23 protein-coding genes are annotated in these 20,163 nt (G+C 42.9%); 9 read left to right on the forward strand and 14 right to left on the reverse strand.

Annotated elements, in window-relative coordinates:
- Positions 1–4: 4 nt before the first annotated feature.
- The 4 genes from BIW53_RS11565 to BIW53_RS20915 all read right to left on the reverse strand — a co-directional run bounded on the left by BIW53_RS11565 (position 5) and on the right by BIW53_RS20915 (position 2,233).
- Positions 5–1,405: a radical SAM/SPASM domain-containing protein gene (locus BIW53_RS11565; RefSeq protein WP_070992080.1), complete on the reverse strand. Its 1,401-nt coding sequence runs from the start codon at positions 1,403–1,405 to the stop codon at positions 5–7.
- A 266-nt stretch (positions 1,406–1,671) separates the two neighbouring features.
- The gene (locus BIW53_RS20905; protein ID WP_175442126.1) at positions 1,672–1,812 is read right to left on the reverse strand and encodes a hypothetical protein; all 141 of its coding nucleotides are present in this window, start codon (positions 1,810–1,812) and stop codon (positions 1,672–1,674) included.
- A gap of 15 nt (positions 1,813–1,827) precedes the next feature.
- Complete coding sequence (locus BIW53_RS20910; protein WP_175442127.1) at positions 1,828–1,968, reverse strand: hypothetical protein; 141 nt, start codon at positions 1,966–1,968, stop codon at positions 1,828–1,830.
- 97 nt (positions 1,969–2,065) lie between these two features.
- Positions 2,066–2,233, reverse strand: a complete 168-nt coding sequence (locus tag BIW53_RS20915; RefSeq protein WP_175442128.1) for a hypothetical protein — start codon at positions 2,231–2,233, stop codon at positions 2,066–2,068.
- Positions 2,234–2,399: 166 nt separating this feature from the next.
- On the opposite strand from BIW53_RS20915, the gene BIW53_RS11570 reads away from it, so the two are divergent.
- Positions 2,400–4,469, forward strand: coding sequence for a winged helix-turn-helix domain-containing protein (locus BIW53_RS11570; protein ID WP_070992082.1), 2,070 nt, complete (start codon positions 2,400–2,402; stop codon positions 4,467–4,469).
- A gap of 38 nt (positions 4,470–4,507) precedes the next feature.
- The gene (locus BIW53_RS20920) at positions 4,508–4,654 is read left to right on the forward strand and encodes a hypothetical protein (protein ID WP_175442129.1); all 147 of its coding nucleotides are present in this window, start codon (positions 4,508–4,510) and stop codon (positions 4,652–4,654) included.
- Between the two features lie 57 nt (positions 4,655–4,711).
- Here the strand turns inward: BIW53_RS20920 and rsmI are convergent, their stop codons facing one another.
- The gene (rsmI, locus tag BIW53_RS11575) at positions 4,712–5,563 is read right to left on the reverse strand and encodes a 16S rRNA (cytidine(1402)-2'-O)-methyltransferase (RefSeq protein ID WP_070992083.1); all 852 of its coding nucleotides are present in this window, start codon (positions 5,561–5,563) and stop codon (positions 4,712–4,714) included.
- A 62-nt stretch (positions 5,564–5,625) separates the two neighbouring features.
- Here rsmI and BIW53_RS11580 point away from each other — a divergent pair, with 62 nt between their 5' ends.
- The 4 genes from BIW53_RS11580 to dolP are packed head-to-tail and all read left to right on the forward strand — an operon-like array spanning position 5,626 to position 9,045.
- On the forward strand, positions 5,626–7,512 hold the full coding sequence (locus tag BIW53_RS11580) for a penicillin-binding protein activator (RefSeq protein ID WP_070992084.1): 1,887 nt from the start codon (positions 5,626–5,628) through the stop codon (positions 7,510–7,512).
- Between the two features lie 12 nt (positions 7,513–7,524).
- Positions 7,525–7,890 (forward strand): YraN family protein, encoded by a 366-nt coding sequence (locus tag BIW53_RS11585; RefSeq protein WP_070992085.1) that lies wholly within the window; start codon positions 7,525–7,527, stop codon positions 7,888–7,890.
- Position 7,891: 1 nt separating this feature from the next.
- Entirely contained in the window at positions 7,892–8,479 is a 588-nt protein-coding gene (locus BIW53_RS11590; protein ID WP_070992086.1) for an SIS domain-containing protein, read from the forward strand.
- Positions 8,479–9,045 carry a division/outer membrane stress-associated lipid-binding lipoprotein gene (dolP, locus tag BIW53_RS11595; protein WP_070992087.1) on the forward strand — a complete coding sequence of 189 codons (567 nt, stop codon included), beginning with the start codon at positions 8,479–8,481 and terminating at the stop codon, positions 9,043–9,045. The genes BIW53_RS11590 and dolP overlap by 1 nt, the downstream gene beginning before the upstream one ends.
- A gap of 69 nt (positions 9,046–9,114) precedes the next feature.
- Here the strand turns inward: dolP and BIW53_RS11600 are convergent, their stop codons facing one another.
- The 8 genes from BIW53_RS11600 to zapE all read right to left on the reverse strand — a co-directional run bounded on the left by BIW53_RS11600 (position 9,115) and on the right by zapE (position 15,557).
- Positions 9,115–9,531 (reverse strand): ClpXP protease specificity-enhancing factor, encoded by a 417-nt coding sequence (locus tag BIW53_RS11600; protein WP_070992088.1) that lies wholly within the window; start codon positions 9,529–9,531, stop codon positions 9,115–9,117.
- Entirely contained in the window at positions 9,531–10,157 is a 627-nt protein-coding gene (gene sspA, locus BIW53_RS11605) for a stringent starvation protein SspA (RefSeq protein ID WP_070992089.1), read from the reverse strand. Before sspA ends, BIW53_RS11600 begins: the two co-directional genes overlap by 1 nt.
- Before the next feature lie 97 nt (positions 10,158–10,254).
- Entirely contained in the window at positions 10,255–10,992 is a 738-nt protein-coding gene (locus BIW53_RS11610; protein ID WP_070992090.1) for a cytochrome c1, read from the reverse strand.
- Positions 10,989–12,254: a cytochrome b gene (locus tag BIW53_RS11615; RefSeq protein WP_070992106.1), complete on the reverse strand. Its 1,266-nt coding sequence runs from the start codon at positions 12,252–12,254 to the stop codon at positions 10,989–10,991. The genes BIW53_RS11610 and BIW53_RS11615 overlap by 4 nt, the downstream gene beginning before the upstream one ends.
- Complete coding sequence (gene petA / locus BIW53_RS11620) at positions 12,254–12,844, reverse strand: ubiquinol-cytochrome c reductase iron-sulfur subunit (protein WP_070992130.1); 591 nt, start codon at positions 12,842–12,844, stop codon at positions 12,254–12,256. Before petA ends, BIW53_RS11615 begins: the two co-directional genes overlap by 1 nt.
- A gap of 536 nt (positions 12,845–13,380) precedes the next feature.
- Complete coding sequence (gene rpsI / locus BIW53_RS11625; protein ID WP_070983178.1) at positions 13,381–13,770, reverse strand: 30S ribosomal protein S9; 390 nt, start codon at positions 13,768–13,770, stop codon at positions 13,381–13,383.
- An 11-nt stretch (positions 13,771–13,781) separates the two neighbouring features.
- The gene (gene rplM / locus BIW53_RS11630; protein ID WP_070983177.1) at positions 13,782–14,210 is read right to left on the reverse strand and encodes a 50S ribosomal protein L13; all 429 of its coding nucleotides are present in this window, start codon (positions 14,208–14,210) and stop codon (positions 13,782–13,784) included.
- Between the two features lie 258 nt (positions 14,211–14,468).
- Positions 14,469–15,557, reverse strand: a complete 1,089-nt coding sequence (gene zapE / locus BIW53_RS11635) for a cell division protein ZapE (protein WP_070992131.1) — start codon at positions 15,555–15,557, stop codon at positions 14,469–14,471.
- A gap of 156 nt (positions 15,558–15,713) precedes the next feature.
- On the opposite strand from zapE, the gene BIW53_RS11640 reads away from it, so the two are divergent.
- From BIW53_RS11640 to BIW53_RS11650, 3 genes are all read left to right on the forward strand, one after another.
- Positions 15,714–16,172, forward strand: coding sequence for a Z-ring associated ZapG family protein (locus BIW53_RS11640; RefSeq protein WP_070992133.1), 459 nt, complete (start codon positions 15,714–15,716; stop codon positions 16,170–16,172).
- A 127-nt stretch (positions 16,173–16,299) separates the two neighbouring features.
- Positions 16,300–17,652 carry a DegQ family serine endoprotease gene (locus BIW53_RS11645; protein WP_070992266.1) on the forward strand — a complete coding sequence of 451 codons (1,353 nt, stop codon included), beginning with the start codon at positions 16,300–16,302 and terminating at the stop codon, positions 17,650–17,652.
- A 90-nt stretch (positions 17,653–17,742) separates the two neighbouring features.
- The gene (locus BIW53_RS11650) at positions 17,743–18,828 is read left to right on the forward strand and encodes a trypsin-like peptidase domain-containing protein (protein WP_070992139.1); all 1,086 of its coding nucleotides are present in this window, start codon (positions 17,743–17,745) and stop codon (positions 18,826–18,828) included.
- Positions 18,829–18,899: 71 nt separating this feature from the next.
- Here BIW53_RS11650 and murA read toward each other — a convergent pair whose 3' ends face one another.
- Positions 18,900–20,159 carry a UDP-N-acetylglucosamine 1-carboxyvinyltransferase gene (gene murA / locus BIW53_RS11655; RefSeq protein ID WP_070992141.1) on the reverse strand — a complete coding sequence of 420 codons (1,260 nt, stop codon included), beginning with the start codon at positions 20,157–20,159 and terminating at the stop codon, positions 18,900–18,902.
- Positions 20,160–20,163 lie beyond the last annotated feature (4 nt).

A 20,163-nucleotide genomic window follows, 5' to 3' on the forward strand; every position in this document is an offset into this window, starting at 1 on the left:
GCTCCTATGCCGTGACTATCTTGACATCAATATCACGGCTCGCGTGAAACTCACCGAGCGGACAGTAAACGTCAGGCGCATGAATGGTGCCAAATTTACCTTTGGCCGAAATAGTGCATCGACCTCTTACATAATTACAATCTCTGAATAAATCACATTTATAACATGATGTTCCCTTAAAGAACTTACGACTAGGGACCACGATTTCTTTGGTTTTTTCACTGATCCAGATCTCTAATAAACCGCTCTCATTGAGATCACCAAAAGTATTGTGCGGACCGGCGGGAATATGTTCACACTTGACGCATACTCCATTGGGCTGCACCGTAATCCCCTTTAACCCTTCCATGCAACCTTTCACTTCTGTGGCATCTCGCATATCAAAGTTAAAACTCATTTGCGCTTTTGGATAAGCGGCTTGAAGCGCTCTGACTTCCTCTTTTAATTGTGCTTCACGCTCATTTGATAACAAAAAGCGAGGCTCGTGTCGGCCACATGTTTTGCCGTATACATCGATCACAAACTCCCTCACACCCATGGCATAAGTATGCTCGATAAGAGCCCCGAGGTTATCAACGTTGATAGCAGTCATCACCGGGCGAAGTATGACCTTAATTCCTTTTTCACAGCATTCTTTAATGGTCACTAACATATCTTCAAGTGCGCCCTCAACGCCTACTAACTCAAGCACTTCATTGGCGTCTATGGAGTCAAGACTAACGTGCAACTCTTCCAAGCCAGCTTTGAGTAAACGCGTCATCAACTGCCCTTCCACTCGCATTTTGGTGATCACGATAGGCACAATGTCTTGCTCGATGGTGTGACCTATTATCTCCGGTAAATCATGACGCATAAGTGGCTCGCCACCAGTGAAGATCAGGCGGTTAACGCCTATCAGAGCAGCTTCATCAATCGTTTTAATGACCCGCTCATACGGAAATGCAATATCTGTTGCATATCCATCAGCGACATACTTGGCATCTTTATAGCAATATTTACACTTTCGATTACAATCCTCCGTCACCACCCATATCATGGCACTTGGCGCATCTTCACGACCACTCAAAATGAGTGATTCATCACCCTCAAACAAAAGAGCTTCCAACTCTATATCTAACAATGGCGTTTCTGAACGTGTGACTTTAGTAAAGAATAAGGAAAATCGGTTGAGTAGCTTGGCGACTACTTCCGTAGCAGCTAGCTTTTCAATATTCATGACGTCAGAGAGGATCTCGGCCACTTTGTGCTCATCGTTCTGGCCGTTAAATAACGCCATAATGAATGCTTGGATTGGATGAACCCTGAACGTTGCACTAGACCCATCAGGTAACTGCCGCGCTAAAGAAACTACTCCCTCATCTTGATTTGGAATTAACTGAATATCCTGTTTTAGCAATGGAACCATTGCAGACCCCTTTTTTATAGTTATGTAATACACGCCGCAAATTTGTATCCAATACTATTGAGTGACGGCCCAGTAGTATTAAGGTAAGACAACAGCACCGATACACTCGAGGTCCACAGTGCTGCTTAAGGCTCAGATGGTGCGGCTAAGCGCTCTCCCACCTTTGGAAAGTGATGCTGCTATTATCAGCAAACACGCAGTGTAATTAGCCCAAGAAGTGATACACAATACAGGTAGGTGACATTTGCCTCCTGCCTGAATCGGTATTACTTAACTTGCTGTGAGTTGCCACCGCTGCTCATACTGCAACAGCTAGAGCAACCTTCTGTACGCATGATGCTTAATGCATCAGTGCTTACACGAACTTGCTTAAGTTGAGACAACATTTTCAGTTTTTGAGTGCTCATTGCTTATTCCCTCTATTACTTAATTTGCTGTGAGTTGCCACCGTCGCTAAAGCTACAACAGCTTGAACAACCTTCTGTACGCATGATTTTTAAAGCTTGGTTTGATGCTTTAAGGTTTTGCTTTTGTGCAATTTCTTTTAGTTTATTTACTGACATTGCTTTTATTCCTTTACTATCCACCCATGATGTTTTTTATGTCGCTGGTGCCGGGTGGTTAAACACCATCAACATTTAAAAGACGTCGCGTTATTTTCTAAGGTAACTTCATCTGCTGTGTAGGTTGAGATTTAGCTGTCGAACAGCTATCAACAGGGCAATTGTCACATCCATGACTAACAAGTTTGACTGAAACATCAACCTCCTTCAGTTGCGCTTTTATAGGCAAAGAAGCTATTTTCTTTAATGCCGCAAACTTCTCCATTGTCACCTCTTAACAAAAGTTAAAATTACGTGCTTTTTATGTTGCTCTTTGAAATCTAAATCCCTTAGAATCAAAAGCTGAATGAATATTTCCAAATTTTTCTCAAACTAAAGCGTACTTATTTGATTTAAATGCTTTTATTTTCTAAACACTTACTAGAATAACAATGATGAAAAAAATAATAGTTTTAAGAGAAGAACATAAAATATGTATTGATGGACGATTCATTGATATTGAGCCCAAGGTTTTTGCAGTGCTCGAATACCTATATGTGAATAAAGATAGGTTTGTAGGCATTAATGAGCTGCACGATCAGGTTTGGGATGGAGTAATGGTCAGTGACGCTGCTGTCAGGCGATGTATCAGTAAACTCAGAGCCGCATTTGATGATGATCCCAAGCAGCCTAAATATATACAACTGATATCAAAAAGAGGCTATAAACTGATTTGTGATGTCCATTTTTGCCAAGCAAAACAGTGCCCAAGCAAGGAGCTTCTGCCCAATGAATGTCACCATTGGAGCGAACCAAAAGCGCGGCACAACTGGTATAAACTTCTTCAAGCCTGCGCAATACTCACTCTCATTACGACACTCATCGCTTTTATACCAATCAGCAACCAACTGACCCTCACTGAGCAACAACAAAACACCAGCAGAATTGGTACTCAGCATATCGCGTTTGCTTATTCCCGTGACAATCAGTACGCCTATGCCACAAAGTTACCAGGGGAAACAACATTCTCCATTATGCTACGAGACAAACATAGAGGCACAGACGAAGCTGTGTTGAAGGATATAACTTGGCCTGATGCAATGGCATTTTCTGGCTCGGGAGATATTTTGTATGTTTCCAATGTCAAAAAAGGCGACTCACAGGTAATTGCCATAGACACACGTACAGGCGAGACAGCCACCATAGTCGATAAGTTTACCTTCATCGCCGACATATTTACGCCCGAAGATGATGGTCAACTCTACTTTATCGCCAGTGATGATGAGGCGCATTCATTTAACTTGTACCATTACGATGCGAATACAAACATTTACCAACCAGTAATAAAAAACCTGGAGACTTTTATTCACTTTTTTGCAGGTTCAATAGCCCCAAATAACGAGTATATTTCACTACTTAGCTACAACACGTTGCAAAAAACCACCGCCCTTGAAGTATATAGCACCAAGGGACTTGGCAAAGTTTCGCACAAGCTTATCAAAAGCAACGTATTTGATTTAGACTGGTTAGATGATGAGCAGGTTATTCTAGCCAGTGAGCAAGGGTTACAGAGCTTTTCAATCGCCAATGGTTCAAGCTCAATGATAGCGCAGCAAGTTGTTCATATGCTCAGTATTGATAAACACAATCAGCGCATCCACACCTCAAAAATGGCGCAAAAAGAGTCGTTCTTTTACGAAATACCGTTACCTCTAGATAGCGAAAATACCAAGAGCTACTATCACTTTTCAGAAGATATTAACTTACTCATCAGCGAAGTTGGCGATAACAAATATATTGGCCTGTCAAAACGTGATGACAGCTCAGCAATTATCTCCTTTAGCAATGCCCACCCCAAGGATACGAGTACTATCTATAAAACAGCCCAGCCAATTACACACATCAGTCATGCTCGCAATGCACAATCGTTGGCTTTCATTGAACAAGGCAAGGTAAAAGTTGTGAACTACGCTTCGGGAGATGTTTTTTCTGTGCCCCTTGGCAATGTTCAACCACAGAGCATTTCTTTGCTAGATGACGGTCAGTCTTTATACTTTACCGCTCGATCTAATTCCTCTTGGCATGTTTACTACTGGGACGGTAACAAAGTGCAACACCGACTCAATGGATTCAGATATGTTTTTGAATCAGAGGGTAAGTTGCTGCTTGTTGCTGACGATGGCGCGCTATATATACAACCAGTTGGGGGAGCACCTCGTGCACTCAATAAACAAGCACAATTAGAGGCCAACTCTCAAATTACATTTGATGACAATATAGTGTTGTGGACAGAACATGATTTAGCATCCGTTACTTTTCATCAGCTCGATTTAAGTAATGACGCCTTTCATAGAGCACTTTCTATTCCGTACAATAAAAGCGCAACCAAATTTTATATAAGCAATAAAAACAAAAACTTAATAGTGAAAGGTGGCAGTGTAATACAACATGAAGAATGGCAAAATCAGATAAAAATTACGAAAAAATTTGTGTTGAGTTATGTTGTTGAGGCGCTCCTTTAAGTATTGATAGCGAAACAATGTTCAAAAAGGATATTACAATGACAACTATCAAGGCTACTCTGTTCAGACTATTTGCTTACACCATCATTGCGCTTGCAGCTACCTCTTCTCCTTTGCTGTACGCAGGTGATAATAGTACCTATGGCTGGTGTTTGGTGAGTCCTCACATGTGTGACAAGGAATAAAGTTTATTAATGTATTGGCCGTTTTTATAAAGGCCAATACATTGAAAAATACTAATTTTACTGTTGGATCCACGCTTTATACAAAGCGTTCTTTTTCAATCCAAAATACTCGGCTACCACACCACAGGCTTTCTTTAGGGGCATTTCAGGCTCTAACAGTGCCAACATACGCTGAGCATCCGCTGGAATTTCTTCTTGTTGTTTTGGCTTGCCGGGCAGCATAAGTACAAGCTCACCGCGTTGTTTTTCGGGTTCTTCAGTTAAAAATGAGATGAGCTCAGCAACACCACCACTGAAAAAAGTCTCGTAGGTTTTGGTTAGTTCTTTTGCAAACACCACCTGCTGCTCAGCGCCCAAAGCGGTTTGCAAATCATCTAGGCTTGCCATGATTCGGTGTGTGCTTTCATACATAATACTGGTGATACCACTTTCATATGCGTCTAGAAAAAACTGCTGACGCGCCTGACTTTTTGCTGGGGTAAAGCCAATAAATTGAAAACGATCCGTTGGTAAACCCGAACAACATAATGCAGTAATAGCTGCACATGCTCCCGGCACCGGTGTCACATGTGCGCCTTGCTCACGACACAAGTTAACCACCGCATAGCCTGGATCACTGATCAAAGGAGTACCCGCATCAGACACCAGTGCAATGTCGAGTCCTTCATTGAGCCAATCAACAATCTGCTGAGCCTTTTGTTTTTCATTATGGTCATGCAAGGCAAAGGTTTTTGCCTTAATATTAAAATGACTCAGTAATTTTCCCGTGTGTCGAGTATCTTCAGCTGCGATTAAGTCCACGCTAGATAAAGTGGTGATTGCGCGTTCGCTAATATCGGCCAGGTTGCCTATTGGCGTTGCTACGATGTAAAGGGTGCCTATTTTATCTGAGTTCGGTGCTTTAATCATTGAGCTCTCCAGATTCAGTCAGTAAGATAGCCATCAGAGAATAAATCAATTAGGGCGTTGTTGTGCGACTGAAAATAATTAGTCTTGTAATCGCTATATTGTCGGGGTTATCCGCCTGCAGTACAACCGAAAAAATACCGAAAGCAGACGCTAAGCCAAAAAGTCAGCAAACAGAGGTCATTGCAGATACGTCTGATGCGAATGTTCTGTATCAAAAAGCCATGACTAAACAGGGTGCTGACAGAATTCAATTGCTCTACTTAGCGCGAGATCTCGCCATTGAACACAGAAGCTGGCAAGTCTTAGAAGAAATTTGTTTTGCATTAGAAAGTAAAGCCAGTGTCGATCACGTACAAAATAAACTTTATATTGCGCTAGCACGTAAAGAAAGGGGCCTAGCCAGTGCTGCTCTAGCAATTTTGAATACCTTGGAAGAACAACTCAGTTTACCCGAGCATCAGGCGTGGCACCAGTATCTTAAGGGTGATATCTATGCGTCTGAAGGGTTACCCAATCAAGCTCTAAACTACTTCTTTAGCGCCGCAGACATTGCAGCTAAACATGATCTAAAAGTCGCTAACTTAAATAGTTCAATTTGGCAGGCATTACAACAACTGTCATCTTACGCGTTGGAACGCATCGACACAGGTACTGCTTTGCAGCAAGGTTGGGTCAAACTGGCAAAATACCAACAAGTGTACTTAGGTTCAGGTGTGCAATTGCACCAAGCGCTCAACAACTGGCAACGCAGGTTTACTAATCACCCAGCGAGCTACCTGTTACCAGAAGAAGTAGCGAACTCGGTAAGTCTGATACCATACAGAGTACAAAAATTGGCTATATTGTTACCACAATCAGGTAACAGTGAGCGTTTTGGTCGTGCATTGAAAAATGGCTTTTTAGCTGCACTTGATAGCTTCGATGTGGAAGAAGTATTTTTTATTGATGAGATGCAAAGCAATGAAGCAATTGAACAAACATTAATGTTAAATCAGGCAGATTTCGTCATAGGACCACTACTGAAAAATAACATCGATAGGCTTGCCAGCTCTCCGATATTAGCCAATCTACCAACCATTTTTCTCAACACGCCTAGTCAACCAAATATGCACCCAGAGCACTACTTCTTTGCTTTAAATCCCGAACATGAGGTGGAACAAGCGTTAGTGCACTTTTTAGCCAAAGAGTATCAAAAGCCTATGCTATTGGCTCCTGACAATAATTCTGGTCACCGATTGATCAGCCACTTTGAGCAACAGTGGCAAAAATATAGCGAAGCAGAACCAGAAGTTGGCTTTTACACAGATAGTAAAAATATGGCCAATGTTGTGGCTGACTTACTTGAAGTCGATAAATCAAAACAGAGAATAAAAACCATTAAATCGCTGTTCAAACAGGATGTGGAAAGCGAAACTCGATCTCGAGGTGATATTGATGTGGTTTACATTCTTGGCGATGCAATAGAAACTCGATTGTTGAAGCCTTATTTGGATGTCAATGTCAGTACTTTTGCGCAGCGTATCCCACTTTACGCAACTTCTCGTAGTTACAGCCGGCGCATCGACAGTACTGATAAAGGCGACTTGGAAGGCTTATACTTTACCGAGCAGCCTTGGATGTTACCCGAGGTTGTGCAGCCAAAGAGTTTACGAGAGCAGTATATTGCCTTATGGCCGGAACAAGCAGACATCGAGCAACGCCTGTTCGCTATGGCCTATGATGCACTGAGGTTGATCCCAGAGATCAAACAACTGGCCCGCATTCCAGGTAAAGAGTTCAAAGGGTTAACTGGGCAACTCAGCATTAAAAGAGACAATACATTACACAGAAAGTTGCGCTGGGCACAATACAAAAAGAACCAAATCCAAGTGGTGAACTTAAATGAAACACCACCAACTCCATTGTTTATGAAACAAACGTCATCAACAAAGGAACTGGTTCTCTACTAAGGCGGAGGCCTCATGTTTAAAGGACTATTCAAAAACACGCGAGACAAAGGCAATCATTACGAACTCCTAGCAGAAAGTTTTCTGAAGAAACAGGGGCTTTGTTATATTACTCGCAATTATTACTGCCCTTTTGGCGAGATAGACTTGGTGATGAAAGAGGCTGATTGCTGGGTATTTATCGAAGTTAAGTATCGGCAATCAAAGCAGTTTGGGGGGGCGCTGGCCGCTTTGAGCTATACCAAACAGCAAAGATTAAAACGTAGTATTTATCACTATCTAACCGAACAAAAGTTGCATAATGTACCATTACGCGTAGACTTTATCGCAATTGAGGGCAAAGATCCTCCTAATATACAATGGATTAAGAGCGTTTTTTAATATGCAAGAATCTATCAAGAGTATTTTTACAGAAAGTATTCAAGCACAAATTGCAGCGGGTGAAGTGCTACCCGACGCACTCGAGTCGGCCGCTCTGACCATAGTACAAGGCTTAATAAACGGTAATAAGTTACTGTGCTGTGGCGTTGATAGTTGCCATATGCTTGCTGAGCATATGGCTGGCTTACTGGTTAATTTTTACGAAACTGAGCGCCCTTGCTTACCAGCTGTTGCCTTAACTCAGTCTAGTGTGCAACTCGGTGCACCAGCTAATACAGAAGATAGCGACCGATTTGCTCGTCAAGTAAGAGCATTTGCACAACAAGGTGACCTGCTACTTGTCATCGCTGTTAACGGCAACGAAAAAGACGTTGTTAGTGCTACCGAAGCTGCACTAACAAAGGATATGAAAGTCATAGCATTGGTTGGTGATGATGGCGGTGAATTAACAGGCCTACTAGGGCCTAGTGATGTAGAGATCCGTGTACCAAGCAAACGCCCTAGTCGCATTGTTGAGTCTCACCTATTTATTACTCACTGCCTAAGCCAGTTAATCGATAACACCTTATTTCCTCAAGGAGAGCAATAATGCAGTTTAAGCCCATTGCCATACTGTTAGTCGTTTCATTGTTACAAGGTTGTGCAGCTGCCGTTGTGGCAGGGACTGCTGGAGCAATATCAGCGGCTAACGACAGGCGTACAATTGGCTCTCAAATTGATGACAATAATATCGAAATCAAAGGCATGTTAGCCATTCGCAATATTGAGCGCCTAAAAGAACACGCTAATATCAGCTTAATTAGTGTTAATGGCGTCGTGCTGATGGTTGGCCAAGTTGCCAACACGGAAATGAAGCATCAAGCACAAAATGCACTCAAAGATATTCCTGCGATACGTCAGGTACACAACCAGCTACGCATTAGCAGCAATATCGGAGTGACGACTCAAACACACGATGTCTGGTTAACTTCAAAAGTAAAAACTAAACTATTAGCTGCTGAAGACGTCAGTGGTAACAATATCAAAGTTGTCACTGAAAATAGCGAGGTGTTTCTTATGGGCTTAGTTAAACAAGAAGAAGCTGATCGCGCTGTAGAAATAGCTCGAAATATTAATGGCGTAACGCGAGTTGTAAAAGCATTTGAATATTTATAGTTATAGTGGGCAAATTTGTGCAATAAAAAACCTGCGCTAGCGCAGGCTTTTTTATGACTGTTCTCAAAGTTACTTGATAACTCTTAAGTGCGATCCTTTCTTTTTTGAGGTATCACTTTTAACACTCTCAGTCTCGCTTTCAACTGGTTCTGGTGCCTGTACTTCTTCCTCAGGAAAATCTTCCTGCGTAAACACCGTACCTTCGCCATTTTCACGTGCGTAAATCGCTAACACAGCAGCGATTGGAACATAAACTTGCATAGGTTGGCCCCCAAACCGCGCATTAAAGCTCAATTGGTGGTTGTCCATAGCAAACTGCGTTACCGCAGTAGGGCTGATATTCAAGACAATCTGCCCATCTTGTACAAACTGTGTAGGCACTTGAACAGCTGGATACTCAGCGTTAACTACCAAGTGAGGTGTACACTCGTTGTCAACAATCCAATCAAAAAAGGCTCTCAGTAAATATGGGCGATTTGGTGTCATTATGCTCGTATCTCACGTTCCGCTTCAGTTAATGAAGCTTGGAATGAATCACGCTCAAATAAACGTAACATGTAGTCCTTAAGCTCTTTTGCTCCAGCACCAGAGAGCTCAATGCCTAATTGCGGCAAGCGCCATAGTAATGGGGCTAAGTAACAGTCTACTAAACTAAATTCTTCACTCATGAAGTAAGGCGCTTCATTGAAAATAGGCGCTACCGCTAGTAATGCTTCGGTTAGTTCTTTACGTGCTTGTGCTTCTTCAGCTCCACCGGCCGTGATTTTAGCTGCAAGGCTATACCAGTCCGTATCAATGCGATGCATCATTAGACGGCTGCGACCACGCATAACGGGGTAGACAGGCATTAAAGGTGGATGTGGGAAGCGCTCATCAAGATACTCCATGATGATATCCGCTTGGTACAAACCTAATTCACGGTCAATTAAAGTTGGCACCGTACCATAGGGGTTAATCTCATGAAGAGCCTCTGGCAGGTTATCCTTTTCTGCTAGGTGAATATCAACACTTACTCCTTTCTCAGCCAGTACAATGCGTACTTGATGGCTATACATGCAATTTGCACCAGAGAAAAGAGTCATTACAGGGCGCTTATTGGCAGCAACGGCCATGCCTACCTCCATTAATAATTACAAAAAGTAATAAGTCACTTTAAACAGCAATAGGGGCTAAAGCCCCTATCACAAAATTACCTTAGATTTGTTCAACTTAGTGAACATCTCTCCAGTATTCTTTCTTCAGGAAGAATGCAAGGATAAACAGAATAACTAAAAATCCTAACACCTTTATACCAAGTGATTCTGATTCAAGACGTGAAGGTTCACCTACATACGCCAAGAAGTTAGTCAAATCACGTGCTGCCTGATCATACTCATCAGTACTTAGCTCACCAGAGCCATCAGTTTGAACACCCACAACTTTTGTTACAGTGTGACCATGCTCTTCCACCTCTTCGGTGATAGGCGTAGGTAAACCTTGTAACTCTTGTAGTACGTGTGGCATACCAACCGATGGGAAAATGATGTTGTTTACACCAAACGGACGAGAATCATCTTTATAGAAAGACTTCAAGTACGTATAGATCCAATCCGCGCCGCGTACACGAGCAACTAACGTTAGATCCGGTGGCGCAGCACCAAACCATTTTGCAGCGTCATCTTTTTCAATTGCATTCAAAATGTGGCTACCCACTTTTGAGCCATCAAAAATCAACTGCTCTTGGCCGATCTCCGTTGGGATACCAATATCTCTAAAAGTACGTTCATAACGTTGATACTGCATCTGGTGACAACCAAGACAGTAGTTCATGAACAACTTAGCACCACGTTGCAAAGACGCTTTATCTGTTAAATCATGACCTGCTTCCATCAAAGGAACTGATGGTCCCGCTGCCATTGTAAAAGTTGGCAGCAATGCGAATAAACCGATAACTAGCTTTTTCATCATTTCGTCAACCTCGTTGGCAATGGTTTAGTCTTCTCATTCTTCGAGTAGAAGAATAGTAACACGAAGAACATAAAATAAGTTACGGTGGTGATTTGCGATAACAGCGTTTTGAAGTCTGTTTGAGGCGTTGCACCAATCCAGCCTAAGATCACGAACGTTACAACAAACTGAGCAATGTTTAGCTTGTGTAAACCACAACGGTAGCGAATTGACTTCACTTTACCACGGTCAATCCAAGGTAATAGCGCCAGTACCACAATTGATGCACCCATTGCTACAACGCCTAACAGTTTATTAGGGATAGCACGCAAGATTGCATAGAAAGGCGTGAAATACCAAACAGGGAAAATATGCTCAGGTGTTTTCAGTGGGTTTGCAGCTTCAAAGTTAGGCGCTTCTAGGAAGAAACCACCCATTTCTGGTGCAAAAAATACAACCCAACAGAATAAAATCAAGAAGCCAGCCACACCTAGTATATCTTTTACTGTGTAATAAGGGTGGAATGGAATCGCGTCCACAATGTCTTTTTTACTTGTGTAGTATTCGTGGAACTTGAATTTAGGCTTGTCTTCTTCCGCCACAGTGCCTTTTTTGCGTTTTATTTCAACACCATCTGGGTTATTTGAACCCACTTCGTGTAGTGCAACAATGTGTAGGAATACAAGAATAACGAGCACTAGTGGTAATGCAATTACGTGTAGTGCAAAGAAGCGGTTAAGCGTCGCACCTGAGATTACATAGTCACCACGGATCCAAAGCGTCAAGTCATCACCAATCACTGGTATCGCACCGAATAGCGAGATGATTACCTGTGCACCCCAGAATGACATTTGGCCCCAAGGAAGTAAGTATCCCATGAATGCTTCAGCCATCAGCGCTAAGAAAATGAACATACCAAACAACCACAGTAATTCACGTGGTTTTTGATAAGAGCCATAAATCATGCCGCGGAACATATGCAGATACACAACGATAAAGAACGCTGATGCACCTGTAGAGTGCAGATAACGGAGTAACCAACCATACTCTACATCACGCATGATGTATTCTACTGATGCAAAAGCGCCTTCAGCAGAAGGTACGAAGTTCATGGTCAGCCAGATACCAGTTAAAATTTGGTTTACTAAAACCAGAATGGCTAGAGAGCCGAATAGATACCAAAAGTTAAAGTTCTTTGGCGCAGGATATTGAGCAATGTGCATATTCCAAACACGGGTCATTGGAATACGTTCATCGATCCAGTTGATAAGATTACCAAACATTACGCAACCCCTTCTTCTTCACCAACTATAATAGTGGTGTCATCAATAAAGGTATACGGTGGAACTTCAAGGTTTAATGGTGCAGGAACCGATTGAAATACACGGCCAGCCATATCAAACTTAGAACCATGACATGGACAGAAGAAACCATCTTCCGTACCTTCAACCTTTTCACCAAACCCACCTTGTAAGAAGCTAGGTGAACAGCCAAGGTGAGTACAGATACCAACCGCCACGAATATTTCTGGACGCTTAGAACGATATGGGTTTTTCGCTGAATCCAGCTGTTGAGGCTCTTCAGATGCAGGATCACGAAGTTGATCTTCATGAGCTTTCATTTGCTCAAGCATCTTTGGTGTACGAGAAATAACCCAAACAGGTTTGCCTCGCCACTCAACACGAATTAATTGTCCAGGCTCAAGCTTGCTGATATCTACTTCTACAGGCGCACCCGCAGATTTAGCTCGCTCACTTGGATTCCAAGACGCAATAAAAGGAACAGCAGCCCCAGCCGCACCAACACCACCAACAACAGAGGTAGCTATGGTTAAAAAGCGACGTCGGCCATTGTCTACAGGCGCATTGCTCATCCACTTATCTCCACTATGATTCTCAACACTTGCTATATTGAGAACATCAGTTACAGCAGGTTAATTTTAAGAAACTACAAAATAGAAGCGATCATAAATAAATCCCTTGATTAAAACAAGGTTATTACAGTCCCATGCCCCAATAAACCTGAACAAGTGTTAACGAGGTTACTTCGAGCATGAAGCCGATGGCATATGATAACGCTACTCTAAAAACAATATACTGACCAAGATCAACCTCATTGGAGGCTTGAGAACCACTTTATGCGGGGTTGAAACTCGCTCACTTTGCTTGCACAGCAATTGTAGCAAAAAAATACGCTGAGTTATCGACGATTTACTACTAATTCTTCTAAATATTGCAGTTTTTTTATTTTTAAAACCGTAAGCTAGTAAAAAAGGTGATTAATTAAACAAATCATCCTAATTATGCGAAGCTGCAATACGATTTAAAATGCACTTGTTTAAAAAAGAACTCTGTAAAAACAAAAAACCCAGCATAACGCTGGGTTTTTGAATTCTTGAAACGTAAAAAATTAACGTTTTGAGAACTGTGTCTTCTTACGTGCTTTCTTAAGACCAACTTTCTTACGCTCAACTTTACGAGCGTCACGAGTTACAAAGCCAGCTTTACGAAGAGTAGGACGAAGTGACTCGTCGAATTCCATTAGTGCACGCGTGATACCGTGGCGGATTGCGCCAGCTTGACCAGTCATACCACCACCTTCAACAGTGATGTAAAGGTCAAACTTCTCTGTCATTTCAACTAGCTCTAGAGGCTGACGAACAACCATGCGAGAAGTTTCACGACCGAAGTATTCTTCGATAGAACGCTGATTAATTACGATGCTGCCAGTGCCTGGGCGTAAGAATACGCGAGCACTTGAACTTTTACGACGACCTGTACCGTAGTATTGATTTGCCATGAGTGTGCTCCTTAAATGTCTAGAACCTGCGGCTGTTGTGCCGCGTGGTTGTGCTCGCTACCTGCGTAAACTTTAAGTTTACGATACATTTCACGACCTAGAGGGCCACGAGGTAACATGCCTTTAACCGCTTTTTCGATGATCATTTCAGGCTTTTTAGCTTGAAGTTTCTCGAAGTTCACAGACTTAAGACCGCCCGGGAAGCCAGTGTGAGCGTAGTACATTTTGTCCTGAGTTTTGTTACCTGTTACAGTAACTTTTTCAGCGTTGATCACGATGATGTAATCACCAGTATCAACATGAGGAGTGTACTCAGCTTTATGCTTACCGCGAAGGCGACGAGCGATTTCAGTAGCGATGCGACCTAAAGTTTTACCTTCAGCGTCAACTACGTACCAGTCACGTTTTACAGTTTCTGGTTTAGCAACAAACGTTTTCATTTAAAAATCCAATGTTTTTCTATTTAAAACCACAGGTAATCAAACTTGATTACCGCTTACTATATGAGTGCTTTAACCCCTTCGAGTTTAAGACTTTTTTGCCGCTCAAGTCAGTGGCTAAGCCGACGAGGGCAATAGAACGCAACGTGGCAGGCCGCGGATTATAGCAACTCTATTAAGACTTGACTAGCGTGAGATTGTTTTTTCTACAAAAAACTTTCTCACATTAATTTGACTCACAAATAAGCGAAGACCACCTTATGCGAGATGTTCACGAGCTAGGTATTCTAGTGATTGCATTTCCTGCAAACGGCTAATACACCGCTTAAACTCAAAATTTAAGTTACCTTGTGTATATAGTTCAGTGATAGGGGCTTGGGCGGAAATTATAAGGGTCACATTACGCTCATAGAACTCATCAACTAAAGCTATAAACCGCCTTGCTGCATCATCATTATGTTGTCCCAACTGTTTGACATTTGACAGGATCACCGTGTTGTATAAGCGACTGATCTCCATGTAGTCTACCTGTGAGCGCGCCGTTTCACATAGTTGACTGAAGTCAAACATAACAATGCAATCAGAGACCTTACGGGTTGCAATCAAGCGCCCTTCTATTTCTATTTTTTCATCGAGCTTACCCGGCTCTGGAGATAATTTGTCAAAATATTCAAACAAATTTTTGTCTGCTTGTTCGTCAAGTGGGCTATGGTAAATCTCTGCCTGCTCAAGCGTACGCAAGCGATAATCAATCCCGGAGTCGACATTCACCACTTCAGTGTTTGCTTTAACCAATTCTATCGCAGGTAAAAAACGCGCGCGCTGCAATCCATTTCGATACAGTTCATCTGGCACGATGTTGGATGTGGCCACAAGTACAATATTTCTGGCAAAAAGTGCCTCCATTAAACCACCTAGTAGCATGGCGTCGGTAATGTCTTGCACGAAAAACTCATCAAAACAAATGATGTCAGCCTCTTGTTTGAACTTATCTGCGACTGTCTCAAGTGGGTTTTTGACATCTTTGAGTAATTTCAACTCATCGTGTACACGGTGCATAAAACGGTGAAAGTGCACTCGCATTTTTCGTTGAGTAGGTAGTGCCTCGTAAAATGTATCAACCAAATACGTTTTTCCGCGTCCAACGCCTCCCCAAAAATAGAGGCCTTTTATACTGTGCTGCTTTGGCTTGGCAAACAGCTTAGAAAAAAAGCCCGTCGGCTTTTCTGGCACGGCTGTGAAGTCATCATACAAACGTTGTAAATGCTTAACCGCATTTTCTTGTGCGCTATCATATTGAAAGTCGTCACGCTGTAAATCTTGCTGATATTTTTCCCAAGGTGTCATAGTTGTTTACATAGTTCTGCGTTTTTATTTGCGTATTATATTAACACGCATCGATTCTAGGCGTATATTTAGCTTATCATTTGATTTTATCATTAGTCGCAAACTCGCCTTGCTATTCAAAGCTCACGCGCCTCGCGATTTTTTTAGGAGAGATATATGACCTCATTTGCTTGGATGGGACTGATAGTAGTCGTTGCCATCGCCGCCTTCTTTATAGGTTCAGTGTGGACTAAAAAGCAATTTAAACATGGTGAACTTGAGCAACAAGCTCAACGAGCTAAACATGAATTAGAGCAATATCGACAAGAAGTTGCCGATCACCTTGCAAGTACCAAAAAGCTGATGACTAAAATGCAAGACAGTTATAGTCAGTTGCTTAACCATGTAGAAGAAACCAATCAAGTGCTCTTGACTGAAAAGCCAACACACCCAAGTGAGCCTTTTTTCTCAAAAGAAACCACAGAGCAATTGCATGCCTCACTAAAAAGCCGGCCCGAGCGTCGACGCAACGAAAAAATTAATGAAGGCGCAGCTCAGCCAACTGACTATGTCGATGGTGAAAGTGGTCTGTTTTCAGGGGAGCGTTCAGAAATTAAGCAATCAAAAGTATCTTGATGAACTTTTTTTTGACCCCATAGTCAGTAAATATAGTTTTTTACAATAGCGAAATGGCAACTGATGCTTGGCTCAAAGCACTTGCCTTTTCAATGCATTAACGCTTTTTGCGGAGTATTTACTGACTATGAAATTGAAACACTCGTTATTAACAGCAGCTATTTTATCTACCTCATTACTGCTAAGCCCACATGCTGCACTAGCCAAATTACCTATGGCGGTTGAGGGACAAGCCATGCCTACTCTTGCTCCTATGCTGGAGCGCGTTACCCCTGGAGTTGTCAGCATTCAGGTTTCTGGTGCTAAAGAAGTGCGTCGACGTGTTGACCCATTTGATTACTTTTTCGGAAACCCACAACCTCGCAGTCAAAAGCGGCCTTTCAGTGGTTTAGGCTCTGGCGTGATCATTGATGCCGATGAAGGGTATGTCGTTACAAATAACCATGTAATCGCCGATGCAGAAAAGATCATAGTTACCCTTGAGGATGGTCGCGAGTTTGAAGCCAAACTGGTCGGTACGGATAAAGAATCCGACATTGCATTGTTAGAAATTGATGGCGAAAACCTCACAGAAATAAAGCTAGCTGATTCAGACAAACTTCGCGTGGGTGACTTTTCAGTTGCGATAGGCAACCCTTTTGGTCTTAGTCACACAGTTACATCTGGGATCATCAGTGCACTAGGCCGTAGTGGTCTAAATATCGAAGGCTATGAAGACTTCATTCAAACAGACGCGGCTATCAACCAAGGTAACTCGGGCGGTGCTTTGGTGAATTTGCGAGGTGAATTGATCGGTATCAACACCGCTATTTTAGGTGCATCAGGTGGAAATGTAGGTATCGGTTTTGCTATTCCATCTAACATGATGAAAAACCTCGTTGATCAGATCGTTGAGTTTGGTCAGGTTCGTCGTGGGTCATTAGGTATTGAAGGTCGTACGCTAGATGCTGGTATTGCTAAAGCACAAGGTTTTGACGTGAAACAAGGTGCCTATGTTGCACGCGTTATCAAAGATTCGGCTGCCGCTGAAGCTGGGATATTAGCAAATGATGTCATCATCAGTGTAAATGGCGACAGTATCAATAGCTTTGCAGAATTGGCCAGTAAAATAGCGACTATAGGCGAAGGCCGCACAGTTGAACTAGGTGTCTATCGTGACGGTAAAAAACGGACCATTGAAGTAACTTTAAAAGGTCAAGGTGAAGCACGGGCCCCTGCGGATCGAGTTCATCCAATGCTTCGTGGTGCTGTACTAGAAAGCGGCGAGCGAAATGGTAACAAGGGTGTTGTAGTCACTTCTGTAGAACCGCGCTCTCCTGCTGCCAGAGTCGGCCTTGAAGAAGGCGACGTGATCATGCAAGTAAACCGTCAACGCGTCGATAGTATCCGTGATATGAGCAATCTTATCGAAGATATTCAGGGCAACATCGTATTGGGAATTAAGCGCGGCAGAGATTCAGTGTTCTTACTCATTCAGTAATAATAAATAGCAGGAAAAACACAGTGGCACTTGCCGCTGTGTTTTTCTTTGTGCATCATTAAACGATTAAGAATCATAAAGACTGCGCTTGTGTTAAAATTTATCCGTTTTTTTCTGCCTCCAATGTTGGCAGGACTTTGTATTGCATTGGTCATTATTTGGTTTTCTCCTAACCTGAAAAATGCGCTCCTTCCCAAGTTAGATGTTACTGGTCACTACTCCAGCAGCCACATGAGCTTTGCAGATGCTGTAGAAAAAGCCTCTCCTGCTGTGGTCACAATATTTTCAGAGAGCATCTCCTCTGTACCTCGTTATATGAGAGCCAACACAACTCAAGAGCTTGGTTCTGGCGTATTAATGTCTCATGATGGCTATATACTGACCAACTATCACGTGGTTAATGATGCTGATCAAATCATGGTGATATTAACAGATGGACGCCGCTTCGATGATGTACAGGTCATTGGTTTTGATACAATCACTGATTTAGCATTGCTGAAAATAGATGCGCAACACCTTCCGGTCATTCCCATTGATAATAACTTTACACCCCGTGTCGGCGATGTAGTACTAGCAATAGGCAATCCACTCAACCTTGGGCAAACCATCACACAAGGTGTGATCAGTGCCACAGGCAAGCAAACACTAACCGACAGTCCATACAATAATTTATTGCAAATGGATGCAGCCGTTAATGTAGGTAACTCAGGTGGCGCTTTAGTTAATTCAAATGGTGTATTGGTTGGGATCACTTCGGCACAATTTCGCACGCGCTACAACATCGATATTCAGGGGATCTCGTTCGCTGTACCTTACAAACTTGCCAAAGAAGTGATGCAAAAGCTGATTCAGGATGGGCGTGTCGTAAGAGGGTATCTTGGTTTTAGAGGCGCAGCTGTAGATAGCACAGGTAAAGAAGTTACAGACCTATACACGCGAATTGTAGGTCTCAGAGTGAGTGATTTGGACCCGCTTGGTCCTGCATGGCAAGCAGGTATGCAAGAGAATGATATTATAGTTAAAGTTGCAGGTGAACCCGTTACCAACCCTCAAAAAACGCTTAAATTTATCGGCAATACTCGCCCAGGAACACGTCTTGAATTTCAAGTTTATCGCGGTGATGAATTACGCACCTTCACCCTCGTTGTTGCGGAGCTTGAGACTCGGGCCAACTAAACACTAATTTAATCAACAAAAAAGCGAGTGCCGTCACTCGCTTTTTTTTGTCTTAGTTATTATGTAAACAGCTAACTATGTCTACGCTTAATTTTAGCACCCAGTTTACTGAGCTTATTTTCGATGCGCTGATACCCTCTATCGACGTGATAGATACGATCCACAACGGTCTGTCCACTGGCAACAATCCCCGTTAAGATCAAGCTTGCTGAAGCTCTCAAATCAGTTGCCATCACCTGTGCGCCACTAAGTTTACCTGTCTCATCGCATATCGCGGTATTACCTTCAAGACGAATGTTTGCGCCCATACGCTGCAATTCAGGCACATGCATGAAACGATTTTCGAAGATGGTTTCAGTGATCGTTGCGCTGCCCTGTGCGACCACGTTTAAAGCTGTGAACTGAGCCTGCATATCAGTTGGAAAACCAGGGTGTGGCATCGTTTTAATATTCACCGCTTTGAGGGTTCTTCCCCGCATATCCAGATAAATACTGTTATCAGTTACTTCCACAAGCGCATTGGCTGCTCGCAATTTATCTAATACAGGCTCCAAACTGGTATGATCGGTATTGGTACACAATACTTCCCCTTGAGCCATCGCGGCGGCAACCAAAAAGGTCCCGGTTTCAATTCGATCCGGTAAAATATTATGCTCGCAACCGTTGAGTTTATCGACGCCTTGGATTTCTATACGGCTAGTACCTGCACCGCTTATCTTTGCACCCATCGCCTTCAAGCAATCAGCAAGATTGGTGATTTCAGGTTCACGCGCTGCATTTTCCAAGATGGTTGTGCCATCAGCCAAAGTAGCAGCCATTAACAAGTTTTCCGTTGCACCTACACTGACCGTCTCCATGTAAATCTCAGCGCCCTTCAAGCGTCCATCAACTTTTGCGTTAATGTACCCATTGTCTACGCTAATTTGCGCTCCCATGCGCTCGAGGCCTCTGATATGAATATCGACAGGGCGAGCACCTATTGCACAACCTCCTGGCAACGACACTTGTGCTTCTCCAAAACGAGCAAGCAAAGGCCCTAATGCTAATACCGAAGCACGCATTTGCTTTACCAGTTCATACGGCGCCAGTACTTTATCAACAGAACTACCATCAACGAGTAGAGTATCGCCCTGCCACTTGATCCCTGCTCCGAGGGTTTTCAATAGTGCTTCTGTTGTACCAATATCTCTTAGTTGCGGAACATTTGAAAAACGGCTTTCACCGTCTGCAAGTAATGCTGCGAACAGAATCGGAAGCGCCGCATTTTTGGCGCCTGATATAGTGACCTCACCCGCTAAAGTGGTGCCCCCTTGGATAACAAACTGATCCATAGTG

This window comes from Pseudoalteromonas byunsanensis (assembly GCF_001854475.1).
Classification (GTDB): domain Bacteria; phylum Pseudomonadota; class Gammaproteobacteria; order Enterobacterales; family Alteromonadaceae; genus Pseudoalteromonas; species Pseudoalteromonas byunsanensis.